This is a genomic window from Nocardioides panacihumi, from assembly GCF_039530925.1.
GTDB lineage: Bacteria > Actinomycetota > Actinomycetes > Propionibacteriales > Nocardioidaceae > Nocardioides > Nocardioides panacihumi.
Genome location: NZ_BAAAPB010000002.1, coordinates 970,118 through 995,576, shown reverse-complemented (window position 1 = coordinate 995,576; position 25,459 = coordinate 970,118). Strand labels below are relative to the sequence as shown.

At 71.1% G+C, this 25,459-nt stretch carries 25 protein-coding genes; 12 read left to right on the top strand and 13 right to left on the bottom strand.

The features are described 5' to 3' along the window. The first annotated feature begins 46 nt into the window (after positions 1 to 46). The 3 genes from ABD205_RS13995 to ABD205_RS13985 all read left to right on the top strand — a co-directional run bounded on the left by ABD205_RS13995 (position 47) and on the right by ABD205_RS13985 (position 4,243). Positions 47 to 1,495: a pyridoxal phosphate-dependent decarboxylase family protein gene (locus tag ABD205_RS13995; protein ID WP_344045645.1), complete on the top strand. Its 1,449-nt coding sequence runs from the start codon at positions 47 to 49 to the stop codon at positions 1,493 to 1,495. A gap of 57 nt (positions 1,496 to 1,552) precedes the next feature. Further along, complete coding sequence (guaA, locus tag ABD205_RS13990) at positions 1,553 to 3,139, top strand: glutamine-hydrolyzing GMP synthase (protein ID WP_344045643.1); 1,587 nt, start codon at positions 1,553 to 1,555, stop codon at positions 3,137 to 3,139. Between the two features lie 120 nt (positions 3,140 to 3,259). Further along, the gene (locus ABD205_RS13985) at positions 3,260 to 4,243 is read left to right on the top strand and encodes a TauD/TfdA dioxygenase family protein (RefSeq protein ID WP_344045641.1); all 984 of its coding nucleotides are present in this window, start codon (positions 3,260 to 3,262) and stop codon (positions 4,241 to 4,243) included. Positions 4,244 to 4,245: 2 nt separating this feature from the next. On the opposite strand, the gene ABD205_RS13980 is transcribed toward ABD205_RS13985, so the two are convergent. The 3 genes from ABD205_RS13980 to ABD205_RS13970 all read right to left on the bottom strand — a co-directional run bounded on the left by ABD205_RS13980 (position 4,246) and on the right by ABD205_RS13970 (position 5,628). Then, entirely contained in the window at positions 4,246 to 4,872 is a 627-nt protein-coding gene (locus ABD205_RS13980) for an FMN-binding negative transcriptional regulator (RefSeq protein WP_344045639.1), read from the bottom strand. A 69-nt stretch (positions 4,873 to 4,941) separates the two neighbouring features. After that, entirely contained in the window at positions 4,942 to 5,085 is a 144-nt protein-coding gene (locus ABD205_RS13975) for a GPGG-motif small membrane protein (protein WP_344045637.1), read from the bottom strand. 93 nt (positions 5,086 to 5,178) lie between these two features. Further along, positions 5,179 to 5,628 carry a DUF5709 domain-containing protein gene (locus tag ABD205_RS13970; protein ID WP_344045635.1) on the bottom strand — a complete coding sequence of 150 codons (450 nt, stop codon included), beginning with the start codon at positions 5,626 to 5,628 and terminating at the stop codon, positions 5,179 to 5,181. A gap of 131 nt (positions 5,629 to 5,759) precedes the next feature. On the opposite strand from ABD205_RS13970, the gene xylB reads away from it, so the two are divergent. Genes xylB through ABD205_RS13955 form a run of 3 tightly spaced genes read left to right on the top strand, consistent with a single transcriptional unit; the run spans position 5,760 to position 9,554 of the window. After that, positions 5,760 to 7,124, top strand: coding sequence for a xylulokinase (gene xylB, locus ABD205_RS13965; RefSeq protein ID WP_344045633.1), 1,365 nt, complete (start codon positions 5,760 to 5,762; stop codon positions 7,122 to 7,124). A 48-nt stretch (positions 7,125 to 7,172) separates the two neighbouring features. Further along, positions 7,173 to 8,339: a xylose isomerase gene (gene xylA, locus ABD205_RS13960; protein ID WP_344045631.1), complete on the top strand. Its 1,167-nt coding sequence runs from the start codon at positions 7,173 to 7,175 to the stop codon at positions 8,337 to 8,339. A gap of 30 nt (positions 8,340 to 8,369) precedes the next feature. Next, entirely contained in the window at positions 8,370 to 9,554 is a 1,185-nt protein-coding gene (locus tag ABD205_RS13955; protein ID WP_344045629.1) for an ROK family protein, read from the top strand. 316 nt (positions 9,555 to 9,870) lie between these two features. On the opposite strand, the gene ABD205_RS13950 is transcribed toward ABD205_RS13955, so the two are convergent. From ABD205_RS13950 to ABD205_RS13920, 7 genes are all read right to left on the bottom strand, one after another. After that, a complete protein-coding gene (locus tag ABD205_RS13950) occupies positions 9,871 to 11,097 on the bottom strand; it encodes an ROK family protein (RefSeq protein WP_344045627.1) in 1,227 nt (408 codons plus the stop codon). 40 nt (positions 11,098 to 11,137) lie between these two features. Beyond that, complete coding sequence (locus tag ABD205_RS13945) at positions 11,138 to 12,424, bottom strand: sugar ABC transporter permease (protein WP_344045625.1); 1,287 nt, start codon at positions 12,422 to 12,424, stop codon at positions 11,138 to 11,140. A 38-nt stretch (positions 12,425 to 12,462) separates the two neighbouring features. After that, the gene (locus ABD205_RS13940; protein WP_344045623.1) at positions 12,463 to 13,233 is read right to left on the bottom strand and encodes an ATP-binding cassette domain-containing protein; all 771 of its coding nucleotides are present in this window, start codon (positions 13,231 to 13,233) and stop codon (positions 12,463 to 12,465) included. A gap of 126 nt (positions 13,234 to 13,359) precedes the next feature. Then, on the bottom strand, positions 13,360 to 14,448 hold the full coding sequence (locus ABD205_RS13935) for a sugar ABC transporter substrate-binding protein (protein ID WP_344045896.1): 1,089 nt from the start codon (positions 14,446 to 14,448) through the stop codon (positions 13,360 to 13,362). Positions 14,449 to 14,717: 269 nt separating this feature from the next. Next, entirely contained in the window at positions 14,718 to 16,862 is a 2,145-nt protein-coding gene (locus ABD205_RS13930) for an MMPL family transporter (RefSeq protein ID WP_344045621.1), read from the bottom strand. A 96-nt stretch (positions 16,863 to 16,958) separates the two neighbouring features. Continuing rightward, complete coding sequence (locus ABD205_RS13925; RefSeq protein ID WP_344045619.1) at positions 16,959 to 17,990, bottom strand: LLM class F420-dependent oxidoreductase; 1,032 nt, start codon at positions 17,988 to 17,990, stop codon at positions 16,959 to 16,961. A gap of 61 nt (positions 17,991 to 18,051) precedes the next feature. Next, positions 18,052 to 18,543: a DUF6328 family protein gene (locus tag ABD205_RS13920; protein ID WP_344045617.1), complete on the bottom strand. Its 492-nt coding sequence runs from the start codon at positions 18,541 to 18,543 to the stop codon at positions 18,052 to 18,054. Positions 18,544 to 18,583: 40 nt separating this feature from the next. On the opposite strand from ABD205_RS13920, the gene ABD205_RS13915 reads away from it, so the two are divergent. Next, the gene (locus tag ABD205_RS13915) at positions 18,584 to 19,321 is read left to right on the top strand and encodes an acyltransferase (protein WP_344045615.1); all 738 of its coding nucleotides are present in this window, start codon (positions 18,584 to 18,586) and stop codon (positions 19,319 to 19,321) included. Here ABD205_RS13915 and ABD205_RS13910 read toward each other — a convergent pair. Continuing rightward, a complete protein-coding gene (locus tag ABD205_RS13910) occupies positions 19,318 to 19,860 on the bottom strand; it encodes a YbaK/EbsC family protein (protein WP_425573015.1) in 543 nt (180 codons plus the stop codon). The two genes, ABD205_RS13915 and ABD205_RS13910, sit on opposite strands and share 4 nt — an antisense overlap. 102 nt (positions 19,861 to 19,962) lie before the next feature. Here ABD205_RS13910 and ABD205_RS13905 point away from each other — a divergent pair, with 102 nt between their 5' ends. Continuing rightward, positions 19,963 to 20,799, top strand: a complete 837-nt coding sequence (locus tag ABD205_RS13905) for a glycerophosphodiester phosphodiesterase family protein (RefSeq protein WP_344045611.1) — start codon at positions 19,963 to 19,965, stop codon at positions 20,797 to 20,799. On the opposite strand, the gene ABD205_RS13900 is transcribed toward ABD205_RS13905, so the two are convergent. Both ABD205_RS13900 and ABD205_RS13895 read right to left on the bottom strand, forming a co-directional pair. Further along, entirely contained in the window at positions 20,796 to 21,053 is a 258-nt protein-coding gene (locus ABD205_RS13900; protein WP_344045610.1) for a hypothetical protein, read from the bottom strand. The two genes, ABD205_RS13905 and ABD205_RS13900, sit on opposite strands and share 4 nt — an antisense overlap. Further along, entirely contained in the window at positions 21,053 to 22,288 is a 1,236-nt protein-coding gene (locus ABD205_RS13895) for a PspC domain-containing protein (protein ID WP_344045609.1), read from the bottom strand. The genes ABD205_RS13900 and ABD205_RS13895 overlap by 1 nt, the downstream gene beginning before the upstream one ends. 145 nt (positions 22,289 to 22,433) lie before the next feature. On the opposite strand from ABD205_RS13895, the gene ABD205_RS13890 reads away from it, so the two are divergent. The 4 genes from ABD205_RS13890 (at position 22,434) to ABD205_RS13875 (ending at position 25,459) form a co-directional block, all read left to right on the top strand. Beyond that, positions 22,434 to 23,708, top strand: a complete 1,275-nt coding sequence (locus ABD205_RS13890) for an ATP-binding protein (RefSeq protein ID WP_344045608.1) — start codon at positions 22,434 to 22,436, stop codon at positions 23,706 to 23,708. Next, entirely contained in the window at positions 23,701 to 24,339 is a 639-nt protein-coding gene (locus ABD205_RS13885; protein ID WP_344045606.1) for a LuxR C-terminal-related transcriptional regulator, read from the top strand. The genes ABD205_RS13890 and ABD205_RS13885 overlap by 8 nt, the downstream gene beginning before the upstream one ends. 136 nt (positions 24,340 to 24,475) lie before the next feature. Next, on the top strand, positions 24,476 to 25,066 hold the full coding sequence (locus ABD205_RS13880) for a LysE/ArgO family amino acid transporter (protein WP_344045605.1): 591 nt from the start codon (positions 24,476 to 24,478) through the stop codon (positions 25,064 to 25,066). Positions 25,067 to 25,090: 24 nt separating this feature from the next. Continuing rightward, on the top strand, positions 25,091 to 25,459 hold the full coding sequence (locus ABD205_RS13875) for a hypothetical protein (RefSeq protein WP_344045604.1): 369 nt from the start codon (positions 25,091 to 25,093) through the stop codon (positions 25,457 to 25,459).

The following is a 25,459-nucleotide window of genomic DNA, read 5'->3' as shown; positions in this document are numbered from 1 at the left end:
GTGACGTTCCCCACCAACCGCCTTCGCCGGCTGCGAGGATGCCGAGGTGACCCAGACCCCGTCCCCGGCCCCGTCCCCGGCCCCTTCCCCGGCCCGGCCCCCGCTCGACATCGCCACCGACGAGTTCGCCGCGCTGCTCCGCGTCGTCGGCGCCGAGGCCGTCCGTCACCTCGAGCGGCTGGACTCGGCGCCGATCCGCCCCGCCACGACGGGGGAGGAGAGCCTGCGCCGGTTCGCCGGCCCCGCTCCCGAGCAGGGGCTCGGGGCCTCCGCGCTGGACGGGCTGAGGCAGGTGGCCGAGCACAGCCGGGTCGGCAACGGCCGCTTCTTCGGCTACGTGATGGGCTCAGGGGAGCCGGTGGCCGCCCTGGGCGACTTCTTCGCGTCGGTCCTCAACCAGAACGCGACCGCGTGGCGCTCGGGACCGGCCACCGCGGTGATCGAGCGCACCGTGATCGGCTGGCTGGCCGAGGCACTCGGCTGCTCGGGCTTCTCGGGGACCTTGACCAGCGGCGGCTCACTGGCGAACCTCATGGGGCTGGCCATGGCCCGTGAGGCGAAGGCGCCGGCCAACGAGTCCGGATCGGCGGGCGGAGTCGTCTACGCCTCGACCGAGACCCACATGTCGATGGGGAAGGCGGTCGCGCTGCTGGGTCTGGGCCGGCACAACCTGCGCCTCATCCCGGCCGACGCCGACCTGCGCCTCGACCCGGCGGCCCTGCGGGCCGCCATCGCCGCCGACCGAGCAGCGGGGCGTACGCCGATCGCGGTCGTCGCCAACGGCGGCACCATCGTCTCCGGGGCGGTGGACCCGATCGCGGCGATCGTCGAGGTCGCCCGGGCCGAGGACCTGTGGGTCCACGTCGACGGTGCGTACGGCGTCGCCGCAGCCCTCGTCGAGCCCGAGCTGTTCGAGGGGCTGGCGGACGTGGACTCGCTGTCCTTGGACGCTCACAAGTGGCTCTACCAGCCGCTGGACTGCAGCGTGCTGCTCTACCGCGACCCGGCCGCGGCGCGGCGGGCGTTCTCGCTCACGGACGACTACGCCGCGTCGCTCAGCGCCGACCCGGTGGAGGGGCAGGTGTTCTTCGAGGAGACGATCGAGCTCTCCCGGCGGGTGCGGGCCCTCAAGCTGTGGCTCTCGCTGCGCTACCACGGCTTCGCGGCCTTCCGGGAGTCCATCGCCGGCAACATCGGGCACGCCCGCCTGCTGGCCCGGCTGGTCGAGGCGGAGCCGACCCTCGAGCGGGTCGCACCCGGTCCGCTGTCCGCGGTCTGCTTCCGCTGGGTCGGAGGCGACCCGTCCGAGGCGGACGAGGTGAACGCCGCGATCCTGGAACGGGTCAACGCGCGGGGCCGGGTCTACCTGTCCAACGCGACAGTGCACGGGCGGTTCGTGCTGCGCGCCTGCGTCACCAACCACCGCACCACCGACGCCGACGTACGCGCCGTGGTCGAGGAGGTCCTGGCCGCGGCCCCGCAGGCATCGGCCTGAGCCGATCCGGGCTGTGCCGGATCCGGGGGGAAGGCGCAGCGCCGATAGACTTCCGCCATGACTGACGCCGCCCCAGCAACGGCAGAGCATGACCTCGTCCTCGTCGTCGACTTCGGGGCGCAGTATGCGCAGCTGATCGCGCGCCGCGTGCGTGAGGCGCGCGTCTACTCCGAGATCGTGCCGCACTCGATGCCGGTCGAGGAGATGCTGGAGAAGCAGCCGAAGGCGATCATCCTGTCCGGCGGGCCGTCCTCGGTCTACGAGCCCGGTGCGCCGACCATCGACGCCGCGATCTTCCGAGCCGGGACGCCTGTCTTCGGCATGTGCTACGGCTTCCAGCTGATGGCGCAGGGCCTCGGCGGCACCGTCGCCGCGACCGGCGCGCGCGAGTACGGTCGCACGCCGGTCACCGTCGGCCACGCGGGCACGCTGCTCGGCGGCATCCCGAGCCAGCACAACGTGTGGATGTCGCACGGCGACTCCGTCACCGCCGCCCCGGAGGGCTTCGAGGTCCTGGCGACCACCGAGTCGACCCCGGTCGCGGCCTTCGAGAACGTCCCCGCCGGGATGGCGGGCGTCCAGTGGCACCCCGAGGTGCTGCACTCCGAGCACGGTCAGCGCGTCCTGGAGCACTTCCTCTGGGACATCGCCGGGTGCCGTCAGACCTGGACGATCGGCAACATCGCCGAGGAGCAGATCGACCGCATCCGCGAGCAGATCGGCACCGACGGGCGAGCGATCTGCGGCCTCTCGGGCGGCGTCGACTCCGCGGTCGCCGCGGCGATCGTGCAGAAGGCGATCGGCGACCGGCTCACCTGCGTGTACGTCGACCACGGGCTCATGCGCAAGGACGAGACCGAGCAGATCGAGCGCGACTTCGTGGCTGCGACGGGGACGCGCCTGGTCGTGGTCGACGCCGAGAAGCAGTTCCTCGACGCGCTCGCCGGCGTCACCGACCCGGAGACGAAGCGCAAGATCATCGGCCGCGAGTTCATCCGGACCTTCGAGGCCGCCGAGGCCGACATCATGAAGTCCGCCCCCGCGGGCACCACGGTGAAGTTCCTCGTCCAGGGGACGCTCTACCCCGACGTGGTCGAGTCCGGCGGCGGAGCGGGCACCTCCAACATCAAGTCGCACCACAACGTCGGTGGCCTCCCCGAGGACCTCGAGTTCGAGCTGGTCGAGCCGCTGCGCACGCTGTTCAAGGACGAGGTGCGGCTGGTCGGAGAGCAGCTCGGCCTGCCGCCCGAGATCGTCTGGCGGCACCCGTTCCCCGGTCCCGGCCTCGGCATCCGGATCATCGGCGAGGTCACCCGCGAGCGGCTCGACATCCTCCGCGAGGCCGACGCGATCGCCCGCGAGGAGCTCACGCGGGCCGGTCTCGACCGCGACATCTGGCAGTTCCCGGTCGTCCTGCTGGCCGACGTACGGTCCGTGGGCGTGCAGGGCGACGGACGGACGTACGGCCACCCGGTCGTGCTGCGGCCGGTCACGTCCGAGGACGCGATGACCGCCGACTGGGCCCGCCTTCCGTACGACGTGCTCGAGCGGATGTCCACGCGGATCACCAACGAGGTGCGCGAGGTCAACCGCGTCACGGTCGACATCACCAGCAAGCCGCCGGGCACCATCGAGTGGGAGTGACCCGCGCGTCATACGGGGTGGTTGCGACAGCGACCACCCCGTATGACGTCGCTGAGCACGACCATGTAGTTGTAAAACCACTGAAATACTAGACATTAACGATCCTTTCAGGTCTGATGGGTGGGCAGTCGTCGCCCTCTCCCTCCCCGAAAGGATCCCCATGACCATCACCGAGACCCGGCCCGCGACCACGCAGGACGGTCGGATCGTCGTCGCGAAGGCCGGCGAAAGGATCGGCGCCCGGATCGACGGCGTCCGCCTGGGCGGAGAGCTCGCGCCAGACGTCGTCTCCGCGATCCGCCGAGCGCTGCTGGAGCACAAGGTCGTCTTCTTCTCCGGTCAGGACACCTCGACGACGGCGGGCAGCACGCCTTCGCGCGCCTGCTCGGCACGCCGACGGCGCCGCATCCGACGGTGCGGGGTGACGAGCACGCGGTCCTGCCGATCGACTCCGACCACGGCAAGGCCAACAGCTGGCACTCCGACGTGACCTTCGTCGACCGCATCCCGGCCATCAGCGTCCTGCGGGCGGTCACGCTGCCGCCGTACGGCGGAACGACGGTGTGGGCCAACACGGCCGCGGCGTACGCCGACCTGCACCCTGCTCTGCAGGCCCTGGTCGAGCGACTCTGGGCGGTGCACAGCAACGTCTACGACTACGTCGCCGAGCGCGACGAGCAGCGCATCGGCGGGATCGACGTGAAGGAGCAGGGCTACCGCGACGAGTTCCGCTCGCAGCTCTTCGAGACCGAGCATCCCGTCGTGCGGGTGCATCCGGAGACGGGGGAGCGCGTGCTCGTGCTCGGCCACTTCGTGAAGCGACTGGTCGGCCTGAGCAGCCGGGAGTCGGACGCGCTCTTCCAGCTGCTGCAGCACCACGTCACCAAGCTCGAGAACACGGTCCGCTGGAACTGGTCGCCCGGCGACGTCGCGATCTGGGACAACCGCGCCACCCAGCACTACGGCGTCGCGGACTACGGCGACCACAAGCGGCTGCTGCACCGCATCACCGTGGCCGGCGACGTGCCGGTGAGCATCGACGGCGTGCCCTCGACCCCCCGAACGGGCGACGCGACGGCGTACTCGACGACCTCGGCGGCGTGAGGTCAGTCGCCGGGCAGGCGCTCCATCGCCTCGGCGACGTCCGCGTCGCGACGCAGGCCGGTGGCGCGCAGGCCGGCGACGACGCCGGCACGGTCCTCCTCGGAGCGGTTCTGGCTGAGCTTGACCTTGCCCTCCACCCGTTCGACGGCCAGCTCGAGGCCGACGATCGCCTTCAGCTGCTGGTCGACGTACGCCGCGGGGGCGTCGTCGACCGACCAGGGGTGCGGTCTCCCGGACTCCATGGTGTCGGTCAGGTGCCCGACCTGCGCCCGCAGCCAGTCGTGGTCGGTCCGCACCGTCAGCCGGCCGGTGAGGTGGACCGCGCTGTAGTTCCAGGTCGGCACCACGCGGCCGTGCTCGGCCTTCGAGGTGTAGTAGCCGGGCGAGACGTAGGCCTCCGGGCCCGTCACGACCAGGAGCGCCGGTGTCGACGCGGCGACCGAGCGCCAGTGCGGGTTGGCCCAGGCCATGTGCAGCAGCACGCGGTCGCCGTCCCACACCAGGGGGAGTCGGGTGGCCAGCGGGTAGCCGTCCGGGCCGGCGGTGATCAGCTCACCGGCGCCGACGGTGGCCACCAGGCGGCGTACCTCGACCTCGTCGGTGAGGGAGTTGAAGCGGGGGACGTACACGCCCCGATCCTGCCATGACGCGACGAGGGGCCCCGCCCGAAGGCGGAGCCCCTCGACGGGGAACGGGTGCTACTTGAAGATGCTGTAGCCACCCGGCCCAACGGCCAGGCCGACGATGATCAGCACGATGCCCCACAGGATCGACCCGCGAACCAGGCTGACGATGCCCGCGATGACCAGGATGACCGCGAGGATCCACAAAAGAAACGCCATCGTTCCCTCCACTCTCTCGCCCCGGCAGGACGCGGGGCTTCGTAGCGCCTCGGTAACCGAGCGCTACCGCGGATATGCGCGGTCGGGACCTACTTACTGGTCCCAGTCGTCGTCCGGCACGACGTGCATCGCGGCCTCCTCGGCCGACGCCGCGCCTCCGTCGATGCCGACGTCCTCGCCGACCAGGTCCTTCTCGATGTCCTCGCCGAAGCCCTGGTCGGGGTCGACCAGGCGGCCGGCGCGTCGGTCGCCGACCTCGCCGTCGTCGAGGTACTCGTCGTCCTCGGTGGCATCGCCGGCTCCGGGCGCCGACTCGGCGTACGGGTCGGGCTCCGGGACCTCCTGCCGCATCCGCTGGTCGATCGACTCGCGGTGCTCCTCCTCCCACGGCGTGTTGCCGTAGTCGGTGGAGTAGCGCTCCGGAGGTGAGTAGCCGCGGTCGAGCTCGTCCTCGACGTCCCCAGGCACACCGTCGTCCTCGGCGCCGGGCTGGTCCTCGTCGTCGACGCTGTAGTCGCCGTACGTCTCACGTTCCTCGGTCATGACGTGTCCTCTCGCGCTCGGGTACGTCGGACTCTTCTGCGGTCTCCATCATGGCGCGCGGCATGCGCGTTGTCGCCATGTGGGGCCTGGACCGGTTGACTTTCGTTCGAGACTCGTACTTAATAGTCGATGTGACGTACGTCCTGGGCGTGGACTCCTCCACGCAGTCCACCAAGGCCCTGCTCGTCGACGCCGCGGACGGCACCGTCGTCGAGCAGCGGACCGCTCCCCATCCGGCCGGCACCGAGGTCGACCCGCGCGCGTGGCTGGCCGCCTTCGACGAGGCCGCCGGGCCGCTCCTCGCGCGTGCCGAGGCGGTCTCCGTGGGCGGTCAGCAGCACGGCATGGTCGCCCTCGACACGGCCGGCGAGCCGGTGCGCGACGCCCTGCTGTGGAACGACACCCGCTCCGCGCAGGAGGCCCGCGACCTGATCGAGGAGCTCGGCGGACCGCAGGCCTGCGCCGACGTCATCGGCAGCGTCATGGTCGCGTCGTTCACCGCGAGCAAGCTGCGCTGGGTCCGCGACCACGAGCCCGAGCACGCCGCGCGCGTCTCCGAGGTGCTCCTGCCGCACGACTACGTCTTGCGCCACGTCGCCGCGCCGGGGACGGCCGCCTTCACCGACCGCGGCGACGCGTCGGGCACCGGCTACTTCGCCACGTCGAAGGGGGAGTGGCGCCCCGACCTGGCGGCCGCCGCCATCGGTCACGAGGTCGCGCTCCCGCGCCTCGTCGAGCCGGGCGCCTTCGGCGGCGAGACCTCCGCGGGCGTGCCGATCGCCGGCGGCACGGGCGACAACGCCGCCGCCGCCCTGGGCATGGGCCTCGAGCCCGGCGACGTGCTCGTCTCGATCGGCACCTCCGGCGTCGCCTCGACGGTCAGCGCCGTGCCCGTCGCCGACGGCAGCGGTGCGGTCACCGGCTTCGCGGACGCCGCCGGCGGCTACCTGCCGATGGCGACCACCATCAACGCCGCCCAGATCCTCGATCTCCAAGGGAGGTGGCTCGGCGTCGACCACGACGAGCTCGCTCGGCTCGCCCTGGCCGCACCCGCCGGCGCCAACGGCGTCACCTTCCTTCCCTACTACGGCGGCGAGCGGACCCCGAACCGCCCGGACGCCACCGGCACCTGGACCGGCCTCACCCCGCGCACGACGCGTGAGGACCTGGCCCGGGCCGCCTTCGAGGCGCTGCTCTGCTCGCTCGCGGACGCGGTCGACCTCGTGGTCGGCTCGACCGGACAGGAGCCGCGACGCATCCTCATGGTCGGCGGTGCGACCAGGTCGGCCGCCGTACGCGCCCTGGCTCCGGCCATCCTCGGCCGACCGGTCGTGCTCCCGCCGTCGGGCGAGTACGTCGCCCGCGGGGCCGCCCGCCAGGCGGCGTGGGCGCTCTCCGGGGCACTGCCGCAGTGGCCGCTGACGGGCGCCGAGACGCTCGAGGCCGAGCCGACCCCCGGCGTACGCGAGGCCTATGCGGCCGTGCGTGACGCCTGACCATTCCGACGAACTGAGCACGACCCACCACGAGAGAGGCACCCAACGATGAGCATCGAGATCCCCGCCCCCAAGCCCGAGGACAAGTTCTCCTTCGGTCTGTGGACCGTCGGCTGGCAGGGTGTCGACCCGTTCGGCACCGCGACCCGCCCGCCGATGGACACCGTCCACGCGCTGGAGAAGCTGGCCGAGATCGGCGCGTACGGCGTGAACTTCCACGACGACGACGTCATCCCGTTCGGCAGCGACGACGCGACGCGCGACAAGATCATCGAGCGTTTCAAGAAGGGCCTGGCCGACACCGGCCTGGTGGTCACCACCGCGACCACCAACCTCTTCTCGCAGCCGATCTTCAAGGCGGGCGCCTTCAGCAACAACAACCGCGACATCCGTCGCTACGCGCTGCGCAAGGTCATGCGCAACGTCGACCTGGCCGCCGAGCTCGGCGCCAAGATCTACGTGGCGTGGGGCGGTCGCGAGGGTGCCGAGTTCGGCGCGTCGCAGGACACCCGCGTCGCGCTCGACCGGATGAAGGAGGCCTTCGACATCCTGGGCCAGTACGTGGTCGACCAGGGCTACGACATCCGGTTCGCCATCGAGCCCAAGCCCAACGAGCCCCGCGGCGACATCCTCCTGCCCACCATCGGTCACGCGCTGGCGTTCATCAACGAGCTGGAGCGTCCCGAGCTGGTCGGCGTGAACCCGGAGATCGGCCACGAGGAGATGGCCGGGCTCAACGCCGCGGCCGGCTACGCCCAGGCGCTGTGGTCGGGCAAGCTCTACCACATCGACCTCAACGGCCAGAACGGCCCGAAGTACGACCAGGACCTGCGCTTCGGCGCCGGCAACGTCCGCGGCGCGTTCTGGGTGGTCGACACCCTCCTCGCCGGTGGCTACGACGGCCCGGTCCACTTCGACTACAAGCCCTCGCGCATCGAGGACGAGGACGGCGTCTGGGCCACGGCCGAGGCGAACATCCGCAACTACCTCATCCTGCGCGAGAAGGTGAAGGCGTTCCGCGCCGACCCGGAGGTGAAGGCCGCACTCGAGGTCGCGAAGCTGCCCGAGCTCGCCCGGCCGACGCTCGGGGAGGGCGAGGGCTGGCAGCAGCTGCTCGAGTGGCAGCTGCCCGACCCGGAGGTCCTGGGCGCCCAGGGTGCAGCGGTCGAGAAGCTCGACCAGCTCGCGCTCGAGCACCTGTACGGCGTCCGCTGACCTGCCCGACCAGGACTAGTCTCCACGCCCATGACGACGACCGCTGACCGGCCGGCCTCCACCGAGGGGCTCCGGCGGCGGAACACGTCGATCGTGCTGCGCAGCCTGCGCCAGCTCGGCCCGGCCACCCGGGCCGAGCTGGCCAAGCGCACCGGCCTCGCCAAGGCCACCGTCGGGGTGATCGTGGCCGGTCTCGACGCGGCGGGCGCCGTCACCGAGACCGAGCGCGCGGGGCCGGTCGTCACCGGCCGCGGCCGCCCCGGCACCCCCGTCGCCCTCTCGGGCCGCCGGTTCCTCGGGCTGGGACTCGAGCTCAACGTCGACTACGTCGCCGTCGCGGTGCTCGACCTGGCCGGCGACGTACGACTCAGCGCGACCCGGCCGGTGACGTCGGCGGGTGACGTCGACGCCCTGCTCGCGCTCGCCGCCTGGGCCCGCGACGAGGTCACCGGCGGCGGCGAGACGCTCGTCTCCGGCACCGTCGCGGTGCCGGCGCTGGTGCGCGGGGACAACCGCACCATCGACTGGGCGCCCAACATGGACCTGTCCGGCGACGACCTCGCCGCGCACGTCGAGCGGGTGCTCGGCTGCCCGGTGCGCATCCTCAACGACGCCAACTGCGCGGCGTACGCCGAGGCGCACCACGGCGCCGCCACCGACACCGAGCACGCGCTCTATCTCACCGGCACCGTCGGCATCGGTGCCGGGATCGTGGACCGCGGCGAGCTGATGCGCGGTGCCGTGGGCTTCGCGGGCGAGGTCGGCCACATGCCCATCGGCGACTCGACCGCCCTGTGCGGCTGCGGCCGCCGCGGCTGCTGGGAGGCGTCGATCGGCCTCCATGCCGTGCTCGCCAAGGTCGGTCTGCCCGAGCTCGAGACGCCGCTGTCGACGGCGGCCGCGGTCGCGGCTGCCGCAGTCACGGACGCGCAGGTCGCCGCCGCGCTCGAGGCCGTCGGTCGCGATGTCGGCCTCGGCCTGGCGATGCTCACCTCCGTGCTCGATCCGGCCGTGATCGTGCTCGGCGGCTACTTCGTGCCGCTCGGCGAGCTCGTCCTCGCGCCGGCCCGCGCCGCGCTCGACGCGCGTCTGGCGTCGTCCGCGCAGCACCGCCCCGAGCTGCGGCTGTCCACGCTCGGCATCGAGGCTGCCGCGATCGGCGCGGCCGAGCAGTCGTTCACCGACGTGTTCGCGGGGGAGCTGGAACTCGCCTGACGCCGAGACGTCAATCCCCACGGTCCGAAACGTCAATCCCCGCGGTCCGAAACGTCGATCCCCACGGTCCGAAACGTCGATCCCCACGGTCCGAGACGTCAATCCCCACGGTCCGAGACGTCAATCCCCAACGGTCCGAGACGTCAATCCCCACGGTCCGAGAGGTCGATCCGCTGAGAACCGAGAGGTCGATCCGCTGAGGACCGAGAGTCGGATTGGCGTCTCGAGCCGTAGGGATTGACTTCTCGAGCCTCAGGGATTGACGTCTCGGCCCCTACGGATTGACGTCTCGAGCCGTGGGGATTGACGTCTCGGGTCAGCCGGCGAGCCGCGCAGGTACGTCGAGCAGAGCCGCCCCGATGGACCCGACCGGGTCGACGAGGAGGGGTTCGAGCGCGGCCTCGGCCGCGCCGAGAAGAACGGCGTCGTCGCCCAGCGCGGGGACCGAGAGCGTGACCGAGTCGACCGCGGCGCTCAGAGCGGCGCCGGAGAGCCCGCTCAGGATCTCGTCGCGCACGAGCGGGTAGAGCGACCCGAAGTAGCCGCCGAGCACGACCAGCTGCGGGTTGAACGCGTTGACGATCGAGGCGAGCCCGCGGCCGATGTCGCTGCCGATCCCGCGCAGCTCGCGCGACGCGGACGTGAGCGACTCGAGATGCTCGGGCAGCTGGGAGACCTTCTCGGGCGACCAGCCGATGGCGCTCGCGATCGCGTGGCCGCCGACCGCCGTCTCCCAGCAGCCCACGCTGCCGCAGTGGCAGGGGAGGCCGTTCGGGTCGAAGCGGAGGTGGCCGACCTCGCCGGCGTACCCCCCGACGCCCTCGAGCGGGTGTCCGCCGGCGATGATGCCCGCGCCGACGCCGACCTGCCCGGAGATGTAGACGAGGTCGTCGATCCCGACGCCGGCACCCCGCTCGTGCTCGGCGAGAGCGCCGAGGTCGGCGTCGTTGGCGACCACGATCGGGATCTCGACGCCGAGGGCGGCGAGCACGACCGAGCTGAACGACACGTCGTGCCACTCGAGGTTGGGCGCGAGCCGGATGAGCCCGTCGCCGCGGCGTACGAGGCCGGGCACCGCGATCCCGATCCCGACGAGCGGGGCCGACGGTGGGGCGTCCGCGACGACCCGGCGGATGAGCGTGGCGACGGCCGCACCCACCTGCCACGCCTCGCCGAGCCCAGTCGTGGCGGCGTGCGCTCGCTGCTGGATGCGTCCGCCCAGCCCGACGCGCGCCACGGTGGCGCGGTCGACGGTGAGGTCGACCGCGATGACGTACGGCCCCGAGGCCGCGAGCCGCACGCCGGTCGAGGGCCGTCCGGCCCCCTGGCGCTCCTCCGACGGGCCCGAGTGCTCGGTGATGCCGAGCGTCTCGAGCTCGCTGGCGAGCGCCGCGATGGTGGATCGGTTGAGGCCCATCCGGCGGGTCAGCTCGGCTCGTGAGAGCTGACCCGCCCGGTGCACGTGCCGCAGCACAGTCCCGAGGTTGTGACGGCGGACGGCCTCCTGATTGGTGCCGGTCCCGACCCGCCGCGGCGCGCGCATGATGGCCTTCCTGTCGTCTTCCTGTGCCTTCTCCGGTGCCTCAGACGCCGGCGGCGGAACGCCGGCGGCGGGAGATCGCGTCGACGCTCGCGGCCAGCAGCAAGACGGCTCCGGTCACGACGAAGTTGATCCAGGACGCCTGGTTGAGCAGGCCGAGGCCGTTCGGGATCGTCGCGATCACGACGCCACCGAGAACGCCGTCCAGGGCACGGCCACGGCCGCCGAAGAGGCTGGTGCCGCCGATGACGGCGGCCGCGACGCCGTACAGCAGGGTGTTGCCCGCGCCGGAGCCGGGGGAGACCTTGCCGGCGTAGGACGCCGCGAGGATGCCGCTGACGCCGGCCATCGTGGAGCAGATGATGAACGCGGAGACCCGGAGGCCGCGCACGTTGATGCCCGCTCGTCGTGCGGCCTCGGCGTTGCCGCCGACCGCGTAGAGGTGGCGGCCGTAGCCGGTCTTGCTGAGGACGAAGGTCCACAGGAGCAGGAAGAACGCGACGACCGGGAGGGCCCACGGGATGCCCTTGATCGGGAAGACCGGGTTGGCGCTGTGGTTGGAGTTCAGCAGCGCCGTGACGCCCAGGATGATGACGGCGAAGCCGACGATGCGGATCACGACGAGGGCGAACGGCGGGTGCGCCAGGTTCTTGGCGACCTGGGTGCGGTACGTCATCAGGCTGATGGCGGCGAAGGCGATCACGAACACGATCGCGGCGGTCCAACCGAGCCAGACCGGCACGTTGTGGATGCTCAGCCCGCGGATCACGTTGTCGTCGATGCGGATGGAGCCGCCGTCGCCGATCAGCTTGAGTTGGACGCCTTGCAGGCCGAGGAAGAAGGCGAGCGTCACGACGAACGACGGGATGCCGAGCCAGGCGACCAGCAGGCCGATGACGAAGCCGATGACGGCGCCGACCGCGAGGCCGACGATGACGGCGATCCACCAGCTCTGGCCGTGGTCGACCATCAGCAAGCCGGTGCAGCCCGCGGACACGCCGCCGGCGACACCGGCCGACAGGTCGATCTCGCCGAGCAGCAGGACGAAGATGAGGCCCATCGCGAGGACGCAGATCGACGCGGACTGCGTCATCAGGTTCGCGAGGTTGTTGGTGGTCAGGAACTTGTCGTTCGCGAGAGTGAAGATGACGAACAGGACGAGGAGGCCGAGGATGGCGGGCAGGGAGCCCATGTCGCCGCCCCGGACGCGGTTGACGTAGTCGCGGAAGGCGTCGCCGAGGGTGGCCGCCGAGCGGTTGTCCCCTGCGAAGTCGCTGTCGGCCACCTGCGGCGAGCCGCCGGAGGGAGCCTGCTCAGATCCGATGCTCATGGGAGTAAGTCCTTCTTGTTGTGACGGCTCGGCCGAGGTCAGGCGGTCGCGGTGCTCTCGGCGATGCCGAGGCTCCCGGACCGACCGGCCGTGATGAGCTCGACGACCTGCTGGTGGTTCACGTCCTTGGCCGGGACGTCGGCGGCGACACGGCCGAGGTAGAGCGGCACGATGCGGTCGGCCACCTCGAACACGTCGGTCATGTTGTGCGAGATGAAGACGACGCCGAGGCCGCGGTCGGCGAGCCGGCGGACGAGGTCGAGGACCTGGCGCGTCTGGGCGACGCCGAGCGCGGCGGTCGGCTCGTCGAGGAGGACGACCTTCGAGTTCCAGAGGACGGCCTTGGCGATGGCGACGGTCTGGCGCTGGCCGCCGGAGAGGCTGGCGACGCTCTGGCGCACCGACTTCACGGTGCGCACCGACAGGGAGGCGAGCGTCTCGCGGGCGCGGGACTCCATGTCCACCTCGTCCAGCGCGATGCCCTTCTTCTCCTCGCGGCCGAGGAACATGTTCTGGACGATGTCGAGGTTGTCGCACAGCGCGAGGTCCTGGTAGACGACCTCGACACCGAGTGCGGCGACGTCACGAGGGCTGTGCACGTTGACGGGCTGGCCGTCGAACAGGAACTCGCCAGAGTCGCGGCCGTAGATGCCGGCGATGATCTTGACGAGGGTGGACTTGCCGGCGCCGTTGTCGCCGACCAATGCGGTGACCTGACCGGGATACACGGCGAAGTCGACGTCATGAAGGACGTGGACCACACCGAAGCTCTTGTTGACACCGCGGAGCTCGAGCAGCGGCTGCGTCATGGGAGACCTCTTCGGGTAGTGATGTGAAACGTTTAGTTGTTCGGAACAACGAATGCTGCGGGGTGCCACCCGGGCCGCCGTCGCCGACGGCCCGGGTGTCAGTCCCTGATGAAGCTGGTTGCTGGATCAGGAGATGCCAGCGGCGGTGCACATCTGGGCGTACTTGCCCGCGCAGACGTCGGCCTTCGTCTGGCCACCGTCGGCGATGACGTCGTTGACGTTCGCCTTGGTGATGGCCTTCGGGGTGAGCAGGATCGACGGGACGTCGCGGTTGCCCGTGGAGTCCTTGGTCGTGCCCGTGGTCTGGGCCTTCTCGCCCTTGCTCAGTGCGATCGCGGCGTCGGCCAGCGCGCCGGCCTCTTCCTTGGCGGACTTGTAGACCGTCATGCACTGCGTGCCGGCGAGGATGTTCTGCAGACCCTCGACGGTGGCGTCCTGGCCGGTGACCGGGACCTTGCCCGCGACGTGGTTCTTCTCGAGGATCGAGATGGCCGAGCCACCCAGACCGTCGTTGGCGGCGAGGACGCCGTCGACCTTGCCGCCTGCGGCGGTGTAGAGCTGCTCGAAGATCGTGACGGCCTTGTCGTTGTCCCAGTCCGGGACGGCCTGCTCGCCGACGACCTTGTAGTTGCTCATCTTGTCGAGGACGCTGTGCGCGCCCGCGGCGAAGAGGGTGGCGTTGTTGTCGGTCGGCGAACCGTTGAGGTAGATGATGTTCGCCGGCTTGCTACCCAGGCAGGTGGCCAGGCCCTGGCCCTGCAGCTCGCCGACCTTGGTGTTGTCGAACGAGACGTAGTAGTCGGCCGAGCCGCCCAGCGTGAGGCGGTCGTAGTCGATGGTCTTGACGCCCTGCGACTTCGCCTTCTGCTCGATGGCAGCGCCCGAGTCCGAGTCGAGGTTGACGATCGCGAGGACCGTGACGCCCGACGTCATCATGCTGTCGGCGATCTGGGTCATCTTGTCCGCGTCGCCCTCGGCGTTCTGGATGTCATAGCTGACACCCGCGGCCTTGAACGCGGCTTCGAGAGCCGGCCGGTCAGCCGTCTCCCAGCGGACCGACGACTTCGTGTCGGGCAGGATGACGCCGATCTTGCCGGCCTTCGACGACGACGAGCTGCCGCCGCCGCTGGCCGAGTTGCCGCCGCTGTCGCTGGAGCCACAGGCGCTCAGCGAAAGAGCGGCGCCAATGGCGCCGACGAGTACCAAGCTGTGCATTCGCTTCACGCGAACCGCCTCCTTGCGGGTGGGGCCCAGCCGTGTCGGCTCAGTCAGCCCGCCTTGCTGGTGGGCTGAAGACACGGTGGGGTCCGTTTGTTGTCCGCGGCAACATATCGAGTGACAGCGGTCACGTCCAGTACCCCTCGGGGGTGGTTTCCGAATTGTTAACAAGGAGCAACGCAAGGGCCCGGGATCCGTGGATCCCGGGCCCTTGGGTGCGCGGCCTCGTCGCAGGTCGTCCGCCGGTGGTGGCGGCGGACGTGTCGCTACACGCTCTCGCGCTCGGCCTCCGGGGTCTCCGCGACCACGGGCGCCCGGTCGAGCCGGCTCGGCCACCAGATCGTCCCGCCCAGGTCGAGGTTGATCGCGGTGACCAGCACCGATCGGACGATCATCGTGTCGATGATGACGCCCAGCGCGACGGCCGTGGCGAGCTCGGCCAGGAACACCACGGGCAACGTGCCGAGCACGGCGAACGTCGCCGCCAGCACCAGGCCCGCAGAGGTGATCACGCCACCCGTCGATGCGAGGGCGACCAGCGAGCCACGGCGGGTGCCCTTCGTCGCAGTCTCCTCACGGACACGGGTCATCAGGAAGATGTTGTAGTCGATGCCCAGCGCGACCAGGAACACGAACACGAACAGCGGGAACGACGAGTCCGCCATGTCGAAGCCGTAGATGTACTTGAAGATCAGCGCCGAGATCCCCAGGGCCGCTCCGTAGGAGAGCACGACGGTGGCGATCAGGATCACCGGCGACAGCACGGCCCGCAGCAACAGCAGCAGGATGAGCAGCACGACCAACAGGATCAGCGGGACGATGACGACGTTGTCCCGGTGGGACGCAGTGGCGGTGTCGAGGAAGATCGCGGCCGTCCCTCCGACCAGGGCGTTGGCGCTCGGGACCGGGTGCACGGCCGCGCGGACCGCCTTGACCTGGGCCGCTGCCTGGTCGCTGGCGGGCTCGACGCCCTGCGTGATCTCGATGTACTTCACCCCGTTGACCGACGGGATGTCGGAGTTGACGTCGCCGATCCCCGGAACGGTCTTGATCGCCGCCACGACGGCGTCGGTGGAGGAGTCGTTCGTGACCACCTGGATCGGTGTCGCGCTGTTCGTCAGACCGTGGTCCTCGAGCAGCTGCTGGCCGACCGTCGAGTCGGTGGTCTTGGTGAACTGGTCGGAGGTGGGGATGTTGCCGGTGTCCAGCGCGAACAGGCCGAGGCACGCCACGGCGAGGACGACCGCGGTGATCGTCCAGACCTTGCGGGGCCGGGGTGCGATCCGGTTGCCGATCTTGGCCCAGAAGCCCGTGGAGGTCGGCTCCGCCGAGCCGTACGACGGGCGAGCCGGCCAGAAGACCCAGCGCCCGACGATCACCAGCAGGGCGGGCAGGAGCGTCAGCATGACGATCAGCGTGACGACGACGCCGATCGCCGCGACTGGTCCGAGGCCGGCCGTCGAGTTCATCTCGGCGACCAGCAGCACGAGCATGCCGATGGCGACGGTCGACGCGCTCGCGATGATCGCCGGCGCGGCACGGTGCAGAGCGAACGCCATCGCTTCGTGGCGATCCTTGTGCCGTCTGAGCTCCTCGCGATAACGGGCGACGAGCAGCAGGGCGTAGTCCGTGCCCGCACCGATGACGAGCACGCTGAGGATGGCCTGGCTCTGGGCGTTCACCGTGAGGCCCGCATTCTTGGCCAGCACGTAGATGATCGCCTCGGCGATCCCCAGTGCCATCACGGCCGAGATGATGGGCAGCAGCCACAGGATCGGGCTGCGGTAGGTGAACAGCAGGATGACGATCACGATGCCGAGCGCGGCGAAGAGCAGCGTCCCGTCGATGCCGGCGAACGCCTCGGCCGAGTCTGCGGCCTGGCCTCCGGGCCCGGCGAGGTGGACGTCGACGCCGCTGATCGCGGCGATCTCACGGATCTTGTCGGCCACCGGCGGGAGCTTGTTCCAGCCGTCCGAGCCGAGGTTGAAGGTGACCACGGACATGGCGACGGTGCCGTCGGAGGAGACGAGGCCCTGTTGCTGACCGGACGCCGGGTCGGTGGGGAAGGCGACCGTGGGCGCGCCGTTCTTGCCCGGGACGACGCCGTCGATGGAGGCGATCTCGGTCGCCTGGTCGGAGATCGCCGAGAAGTCCGCGGCGGTCAGGCCGCCGTCACGGTGGTAGACGACGATGGTGGGGATGTCGTTCTGGCTTTGGAAGGGCGCGAGCTTGTTGAGCGCCTTCGTCGACTCGGCAGTGTTCGGGAGCCACGACGAGGCCTCGTTGTTCTGGACGTCTGACAGCTTGGACGCGAACAGGATCCAGGCGCCGAGACCGATGATGATCACGGCGGCGGCGACGAACCACTTGGTGACGGGTCCGGTGAGCTTTCCGGCAACGGCGAGATGCATGTCTCCACTCCAGCACTTTTTACGTTGATAAGGCATCGGGGTTTTCCCCGATCTCCTTATCGACACCGCCGGAGAGTGGTTTGTGACAGAACCTGCTCAGGAGATCCATTCCTTGACCTGCTCGACGATCGCCGCCGGGTTCTCGCCGACCGGAATGATCTGCAGCGAGGTGACGCCGGCCTCCTTGAACGCCTGGATCCGCTCCTTGACGTACGACGCGGGTCCCACGAGGTTGCCCTTGTCGAGCCACTCCAGCGGCACCTTCGTCTCGGCGTCGCGCTTGTTGCCGCCGAGGTAGAGATCCTGGATCTCCTCGGCCTCGGCCTCGAAGCCGTAGTCGCGGGCGAGCTGGTTGTAGAAGTTCTTCCCGCGGGCGCCCATGCCCCCGACGTAGAGGGCGTACATCGGGCGGGCGAAGTCCAGCAGCCCCTTGACGTCCTCCCCGATGGCGACCATGCCGCCGGCGCTGATCTGCAGGGGTCCCAGGTCGGCGCTCCGCTTCGCCGCGCCGCGGGCCAGCGCGGAGCCCCAGACGTCCTGTGCCTTCTCGGGCAGGAAGAGGAACGGCAGCCACCCGTCGGCGATCTCGGCGGTCATCGCGACGTTGTTGTCGCCGAGCGCCGCGACGTAGAGCGGCAGGTCGGCGCGCTCCGGCTTGTTGAGCAGCTTCAGCGGCTTGCCGAGTCCGAGCCCCTGGTCGGCCGGCAGCGGCAGGGTGAAGATCTTGCCGTCGTAGGACAGCGTCTCGCGGCGCAGGCCCTTCCGGAGGATCTCGATCAGCTCGCGGGTGCGCGCGAGCGGCTTGTCGTACGGCATGCCGTGGAACCCCTCGATGACCTGCGGCCCGCTCGCGCCCAGACCGAGGATCGCGCGGCCCCCGGAGACGTTGTCGAGCCCCGCGGCCGTCTGCAGCATGGCACCCGGCGTGCGGCTGTAGATGTTGAGGATGCCCGCGCCGATCTCGACGGTCTCGGTCTTGGCGGCGAGGTAGCCCATCAGGCTGACGGCGTCGAAGCCGTACGGCTCGGCGACCCAGACCTGGTCGAGCCCAGCCTTCTCGAGGGCGGCGACCTGGTCGGCGGTCTCGCGCGGGTTGCCGGCGTACTGCAGGGGCATCGAGAGCAACATGTGCCGAACCTACCGACTCGTGGGCCGGCTCCGCTTCGGCACGGCCGGTCTGCCGTGGTGTCTAGCGCACCCGCCTGAGGAGCTCCGGGACGACCAGGAGCAGCGTCGCCAGCACGACCGCCGCGACGCCCCCGGCGACGAGGGCGGCGGTCCGGTTCACGACGACGTCGAAGACGAACACCGAGATGCCGACGAGGATCAGCGCGAGCATGACGACCACGGCGCGCACCACGCCGCGGCCGACCGCGACCACGCGGTCCTTCACGTGCTCGCCGGTGAGGCGCTGGTGGGTCGCCACGGCGGTCATCACGAGCGCGGTGGTGATGACCGCGAGCGAGACCATGCCCAGGTAGAGCGCCGTGCCGAAGTCGTCGAGCTCGCTGAACGAGCTCTGGAACGGCAGCGTCAGCAGGAAGCCGGCGAAGAGCTGCGCGCCGGTCTGCATCACCCGCAGCTCCTGCAGGATGTCGTCCCAGAGGCGGTCCATCCTCTCCGCTGCCGTCTCGTCGCGGCCGTCGCCGTGGCCCGAGCTCGGTGCCTCATCAGGCGTCATGCCCGGATCTGTATCCAGCCCGGACTGGTAGAAACTCCCCATGTCCGCGCAGCCCTGGTCCCTCGGTGCACCGCTCGCCGAGGAGCACCGCGTCCGGCTGCGTTCGCTCGGCGTCCCGGCCGAGATCCTCGACCGTCACGACCTACGCCTGGTCGGCGGTGGCCCGCTGCCGGCGTGGTGGGACCTGAACGGCAACGCCCTCTACGCCCGACCCGGCTTCCCGATCCCTGAGAAGCTCTTCGAGACGATGGTGTTCTACCCGTTCTCCGGGGCCCTCATCGTCCTGGGCACCGACATCACCTCGGCCGCCTCGCTCCTGGTCGGGGGCGACGACGCGACGGTCTTCATCGGCCCGGACACCTTCATGTCGTGCGCGGAGCTCTACTGCGGCGGCGGCTCCTCGATCGTCCTCGTCGGCAAGGTCGTGGCCACCTCGCGTGCGGTCGTGGACGCGCGCAACGGCGGCTCGGTGTTCGCCGAGTGGGACCAGCTCTGGGCGGCCGGCGTCTACATCGCGACCGACGACATGCACCGCCTCGAGGACCGGGAGACGGGGGAGCGGCTCAACCCCTTCGGCGCCCACATCCGCCTCGGCGAGCACGTCTGGCTCTGCCGCGAGGCGGTGGTGTCCGGGCACGCGGAGATCGGCGACGGCTGCGTCGTCGGGCTCCGGTCGGTGGTCCGTGGCCAGAAGGTCCCCGCGCACACGGCGGTCGCCGGCACCCCGGCCAGGGTCATCCGTGAGGGCGTCACCTGGCGGGGCGAGGACACCCCCTAGGTCGCGAGCCCGGCGACCACCTCGGCCCCCGGCAGCTCGGCGAGCAGGCGGCCGGGGAGCAGCAGCTTCGAGCGGCGTACGCCGGACCCGATGACCGCGACCTCGATGTCGACCACTCGCTCGTCGATCAGCAGGCGCCACTCGGCGGGCAGGCCGACAGGCGTGATGCCGCCGTACTCCATCTCGGACTCGGCCGTCGCCCGGTCCATCGCGAGGAAGGACGCCTTGCGCACGTCGAGCCGTCGCTTCACGGCGTTGTTCACGTCGAGCCTCGTGTCGGCGCGCACCATGCAGGCGGCGATCCGCTCGATGCCGTCGCGGCGGCCGGCGACCACGATGCAGTTGGCGCCGGTCTCCAGCGAGAGTCCGTAGGCCTCGCTCATCGCTGCCGTGTCGGCGATCGCCGGATCGATCTCCACCACGGCGACCTCGTCGGCGTGCGGCCAGGCCGCCAGCACCGCGGCCACCGAGGGCGCCAGCAGGTCGGGGCGCTCGGCCGGTGCGAGTGACGAGAGGGCGGGGAGGGACGGGAGGGTCACGCTGCGCATTCTCGCCGATCCGTGCCCAAGGCTCGCCCAAGCGTCACCCGGGGTTCAGGTCGCGGCGGCCGGCTGGTCATCCCGGGTGCGGACCGTGTGAGCATGAGCCCCCTCGTCATCGGACACCGCGGCGCCCCCGGCCATCTGCCCGAGAACACGCTCGCGTCCTACCGCCTGGCGGTCCGGCTCGGTGCCGACGCGCTCGAGGCAGACCTCGTCATGAGTCGTGACGGTGTGCTCGTCGTGAGCCACGACCCGGAGCTGAGCCGGACGACCGACGTGCCCTTTCGGCCCGAGTTCGCCCGCAGACGCACGCGCAAGGTGATCGACGGGCGGCTGATGGAGGGCTGGTTCGTCGACGACTTCACGCTCGCCGAGCTGCGGACGCTGAACGCGCCGATGCCGAGCGACCGGATCCCGACCTTCGACGAGCTGCTCCTCCTCGTCGCGGACGAGTCGGCGCGGGCCGGCCGCCGGATCGGCCTGCACGTCGAGGTCAAGCACCCGTCGTACTTCGCCTCGGTCGGGCTCCCCATGGCCGGCGCCGTGCTCGCGACCCTGCGCGACCACGGGCTCGACCGGCCCGGCCACCGGCTCTGGCTGCAGTCGTTCGACGACACGTTCCTGCGGGCGGTCTCGGCGATGACACAGCTGCCGCTGGTGCAGCTCGTGGACGTCGGGCAGCGGTTCAGCCTCCACGGCGTCGCGGCGTACGCCGACGCGATCGGCCCGGCCCGCCGGCTGGTGCTGGACGGCGAGACGACCGAGACCGGCCTGGTCGCCGAGGCGCACCGGGCCGGTCTGCGGGTCTTCGTCTGGACGTTGCGCGGAGGCGTCGAGCAGGCCCGCGCGTTCCTCGACGCCGGCGTCGACGGCATCTTCACCGACGACGCCTCCGTCGCGGTCGAGGCGCGGGCGATGCTCGCGACGATCGCCTAGGGGCGATCGCGACGTACGCCGTGGCGACGGGCGCCGGAGATCGCCACCGCTCCCAGGCCGACCGCGCCGGCGACCAGCCACGGGATCGGCAGCAGCCACCGGATGTCGTCGCCGGTGACGACGTCGGTCTGCACCAGCGCCCAGGCGCCCACGAAGCCCAGGAACGCCAGTCCCATCACCAGGTGCCCGATGCTGACCGGGTGCCAGCCGGACTCGATCCTCTGCTCGAGGGTCTGCTCGGTCTGCTCGCTCATCAGTTCCTCCACGGCTGGTAGTCGGTCTCGTCGAGGACCTCGACGGCGCCTATGCCCACGTGGGCGTTGACCTCGATGTCCGGCGCTCCTGCGCTGCCCGTGTGGTGGGCCGAGTAGTCGATGCCGAAGCCGCCGTTCTCCCCGGTGTCCAGCACCTTCACGTTGCCGACGCCGGCGCGAGCGGTCACGCCGACGCCCCAGTCATCGGGCACGACGAGCGTCACCTTGCCCACGCCACCCTTCAGGACGATGGTGCGGCCGTCCATGGCGGCCGGGTCGCTCACCTCGGTCAGGTCGACGACGAGCTCCCCGGCGTCGAGGTGGTAGCTGTCCTGGACGTCGGCAGCGGTGTGGGGCGTGGCATGGATGCGGTGGTCGTTGCCGTCGTACTCCTGCGCCGCCACGCTGCCTGCCAGTGCCGTCGTCGCGATCAGGCCGATGAGGATCAGCCCGCCGGCGCGGCCCCAGAAGGCGCCCAGGACGAGCATCGCGCCCGTGATCCCGACCGCCAGTGCCGGATAGGCCGGGTCGGCCACCGACGCGCCGGCGGCGTCGATGATGGCGAGCGTGCCCTCGGCCAGGACGATCAGCGCCAGGGTGAACCAGAACAGGATCGGGCCGCGCCGGCGCGGGTTGGGCACGGGGACGTACGCCGGAACGGTGGCCGGCGGTGGCCCGACCGGAGCGGTCGCGGCGTCGTACGGGAGCGGGCCGATCGGCGCGTCGTACGTGACGGTGCCGTCGGCACCGACCGGAGGCTGGGCCGGCCCCTGCTCAGGCGGACGCTGGGCGAGCCGGAACCGGTCCCGCTTGCTCAGCACCACCAGGACGATCAGCGCGATGATGGCTACCGGCCACGGGAAGTCGAAGCGGCCGATGGTGTCGCCGAGCAGCGCCAGCGCGGCGAGGGCGGCCGCGACGTAGAGCGCGAGGGACCGGTTGCGGTCGTCGAGCTGCACCGTGGCGTGGTCCGACCCCTCCTCGGGGACGAACAGCCAGCCGGCGCCGTACAGCAGCAGACCGGCGCCGCCGAAGAAGACGAGCACCACGAGCGCGACACGCACGATGACAGGGTCGACGTCGAAGTGGCGGGCCAGGCCGCCGCCGACTCCGGCGATGTGGCGGCCCTCCGGGCTGGCCTTGGTGGTGCGGCGCAGGCGGCCGAGATCGCGGGCCTCGTCGCCGGAGATGCGCGGGCCGCTGTCGGTCGGCGGCGGGGTGTCGGTGGTGCTCATGGCGCCAACTCTGCTGGTGCGCTGGCTCCACCACCATCGGGGACAGCCCTGATCTCTCGCCCGAGCCCCGGGGTGTCGGTCAGGGTCGGGCCGGGGTCGAACCTCATGGTCGGCGCGTCCCGCGCGTGTGACGATTGACCCTGTCATGACAAGCATCGCTCCTCAGCCGTCGCCCCGGATCCGCAAAGCGGTCCGAGACACCGAGAACCCGGTCCTCGGTGGGGTTGCCGCCGGCATCGCCCGCCACCTCGGGTGGCCAGTGCTGTGGGTCCGCGCGGGATTCGTGCTCGCCGCCTGCCTGCACGGCCTCGGCGTCTTCCTGTACGCCGCCCTGTGGCTCGTCCTGCCCGCCGACTCGGCCTTCGAGACCTCCACGCCCGGTGGCGAGAGTGCCACGCGCGGCGGCCGTCGCCCGCGCCGGATCAGGCGCCTGGCCGACGCCGGGCCGGCCATCGCCCTGGCCGCGCTGGGCTTCGGGGCGCTGCTGGTCGTCGAGGCCATCTTCGGGCAGGGTCTCGTGCTCGTCCCGATCGCGCTCGGGGTCGCCGGTGTGACCCTGCTGTGGCGGCAGGCGGACGAGGCGCAGCGCGAGCGCTGGCTGGACACGACCGGACGGATCGACCCGCGTCGGGTCGTCTTCGGCAGCGGCGGCTGGGCGTCGTACGCCCGCGTGGCCGCCGGTGTCGTGCTGGTGGTCGTCTCCTTCGGCTTCTTCGCCCTGCGGGGCGGGTCGCTCAGCATGGCGCGCGACCTCACGCTCGCAGGCCTGCTCGGCGTGGTCGGCCTCGTCGTCGTCATCGGCCCGTGGATCCACCGGCTCGGGTCCGACCTGTCCGCCGAGCGCGCCGAGCGGGTGCGGACCCAGGAGCGCGCCGACGTCGCCGCTCACCTGCACGACTCGGTGCTTCAGACCCTCGCGCTGATCCAGAAGAACTCCTCCGACGGGCCGGCGGTCGCGCGCCTGGCACGTGCCCAGGAGCGCGACCTGCGCGCATGGCTCTACGCGGGGGAGTCGACGACCGCCGACACCGTCGCGGCCGCCCTCCGCGGCGCTGCCGCCGAGGTGGAGGACAGCCACGGGGTCGCGGTCGACGTCGTGGTCGTCGGTGACCGTCCCTTCTCGGAGGCGGCGCGGCCGGTCGTGGCGGCGGCACGGGAGGCGATCGTCAACGCCGCCAAGCACGCGGGCGTCGACCGGGTCGACGTGTACGCCGAGATCACGCCGCCGCTCGTCGAGGTGTTCGTCCGCGACCGCGGTGTCGGTTTCGACCCGGGCGCGGTCCCGGAGGACCGGCACGGACTCGCCGACTCGATCGTCGACCGCATGACGCGACACGGCGGCTCGGCCGACGTACGCTCCACCCCCGGCGAGGGCACCGAGGTGCACCTCTCCCTTCCCCTGGAGGAGTCCCATGACTGACGTCGTCAAGGTGCTGGTCGTCGACGACCACGCCATGTTCCGCCGCGGCGTGCGTGCCGAGCTCGACGCGGACCCCACCGTCAGCGTGGTCGCGGAGGCGGAGGACGTGGAGACCGCTGTCGCCGCGATCTCGTCGCAGCGACCCGACGTGGTGCTGCTCGACGTGCACCTGCCCGGCGGCGGGGGCGTCGAGGTCATGCGTCGCGCGCCGGGGCCGCTCTTCCTCGCGCTGTCGGTCTCCGACGCCGCCGAGGACGTCATCGGGACGATCCGCGGCGGCGCGCGCGGCTACGTCACCAAGACGATCACCGGGCCCGAGCTCGTCGCCGCGATCCACCGGGTGGCGACGGGGGACGCGGTCTTCAGCCCGCGGCTGGCCGGGTTCGTGCTGGACGCGTTCGCCGGGGCCATCGACGTGGCCAGCGTCGACGAGGACCTCGACCGGCTGACCGAGCGGGAGCGGGAGGTCATGCGGCTGATCGCACGCGGCTACTCCTACAAGGAGGTCGCGCGCGAGCTGTTCATCTCGATCAAGACCGTCGAGACCCACATGTCAAGCGTGCTGCGCAAGCTGCAGCTCTCCTCGCGCCACGAGCTGACGCGCTGGGCGAACGACCGCCGGCTGCTCTGATCCTCCCCCCGGACGTCAGACGCGTCGGTTGCTCGGGCGACCACCTCGTACGACGTCCGGCTTCATGTGCCACGGAAGCGACCTCGAGGCCACCCGCAGGTCGACGACGCCGCCACGACGTCTACCGTCGGGCGGCGTGAGTGCCGTCGTACCCGGCCTGCTGACCGGGCTCTCCCTGATCGTCGCGATCGGAGCGCAGAACGCGTTCGTGCTGCGTCAGGGGCTGCGACGCGACAGGGTGGGCACCGTCGTCCTGGTCTGCGCGCTGTCCGACGTCGTCCTCATCGTGGCCGGCGTCGCGGGGATCGGCGTGATCGTCGACCGCGCCGGCTTCGTCCTCGACGTGGTGCGCTGGGTCGGCGTCGCCTTCCTGGTCTGGTACGGCGTCAGCTCTCTGCGCCGCGCTGCGCACCCCGGTGGCCTGGCGGCCGACGAGCGTGCCTCGGGGCGGGTCCTCCTCACGGCGTTGCTGCTCACGTGGCTCAACCCGCACGTCTACCTCGACACGGTCCTGCTGCTGGGCTCGATCGCCAACACCCACGGGCCGGACGGCCGCTGGTGGTTCGCCCTCGGCGCCGCGACGGCCAGCGTCCTGTGGTTCTCAGGCCTCGGCTACGGCGCCCGACTCGCCGCGCCGCTCCTCGGCCGGCCCGCCGCCTGGCGGGTGCTCGACGTGCTCATCGGCCTGACGATGCTCGCGATCGCCGCCCGGCTCGCGCTCGGCTGAACCCGCCCCACTAGGGTGCGGCTCATGGAGATCGTCCGCCTCGTCCTGCTGCTGCTCCACCTGCTCGGCTTCGCCGCGCTCTTCGGCGGCCTGGTCATCCAGGCCCGCGAGCCCGTCAAGCGGGTCAACTCGCTGATGCGCGACGGCGCGGGCACCGCCGTGGTCGCCGGCCTGCTGCTGGTCGGCGTCATCGAGGGTCAGACCGACCCGGACGCCAGCTGGCACTGGAAGGTCGCCGTCAAGCTCGTCGTCGGCCTGGTGATCCTCGCGCTGGTCATGATGAACATGCGCAAGGAGCGCATCTCCCAGGCACTGTGGGCGACGCTGCTGGGCCTGACGGTGCTGAACGTCGCCGTCGCCATCTTCTGGCACCCGGTCCACGGCTCCTACTGA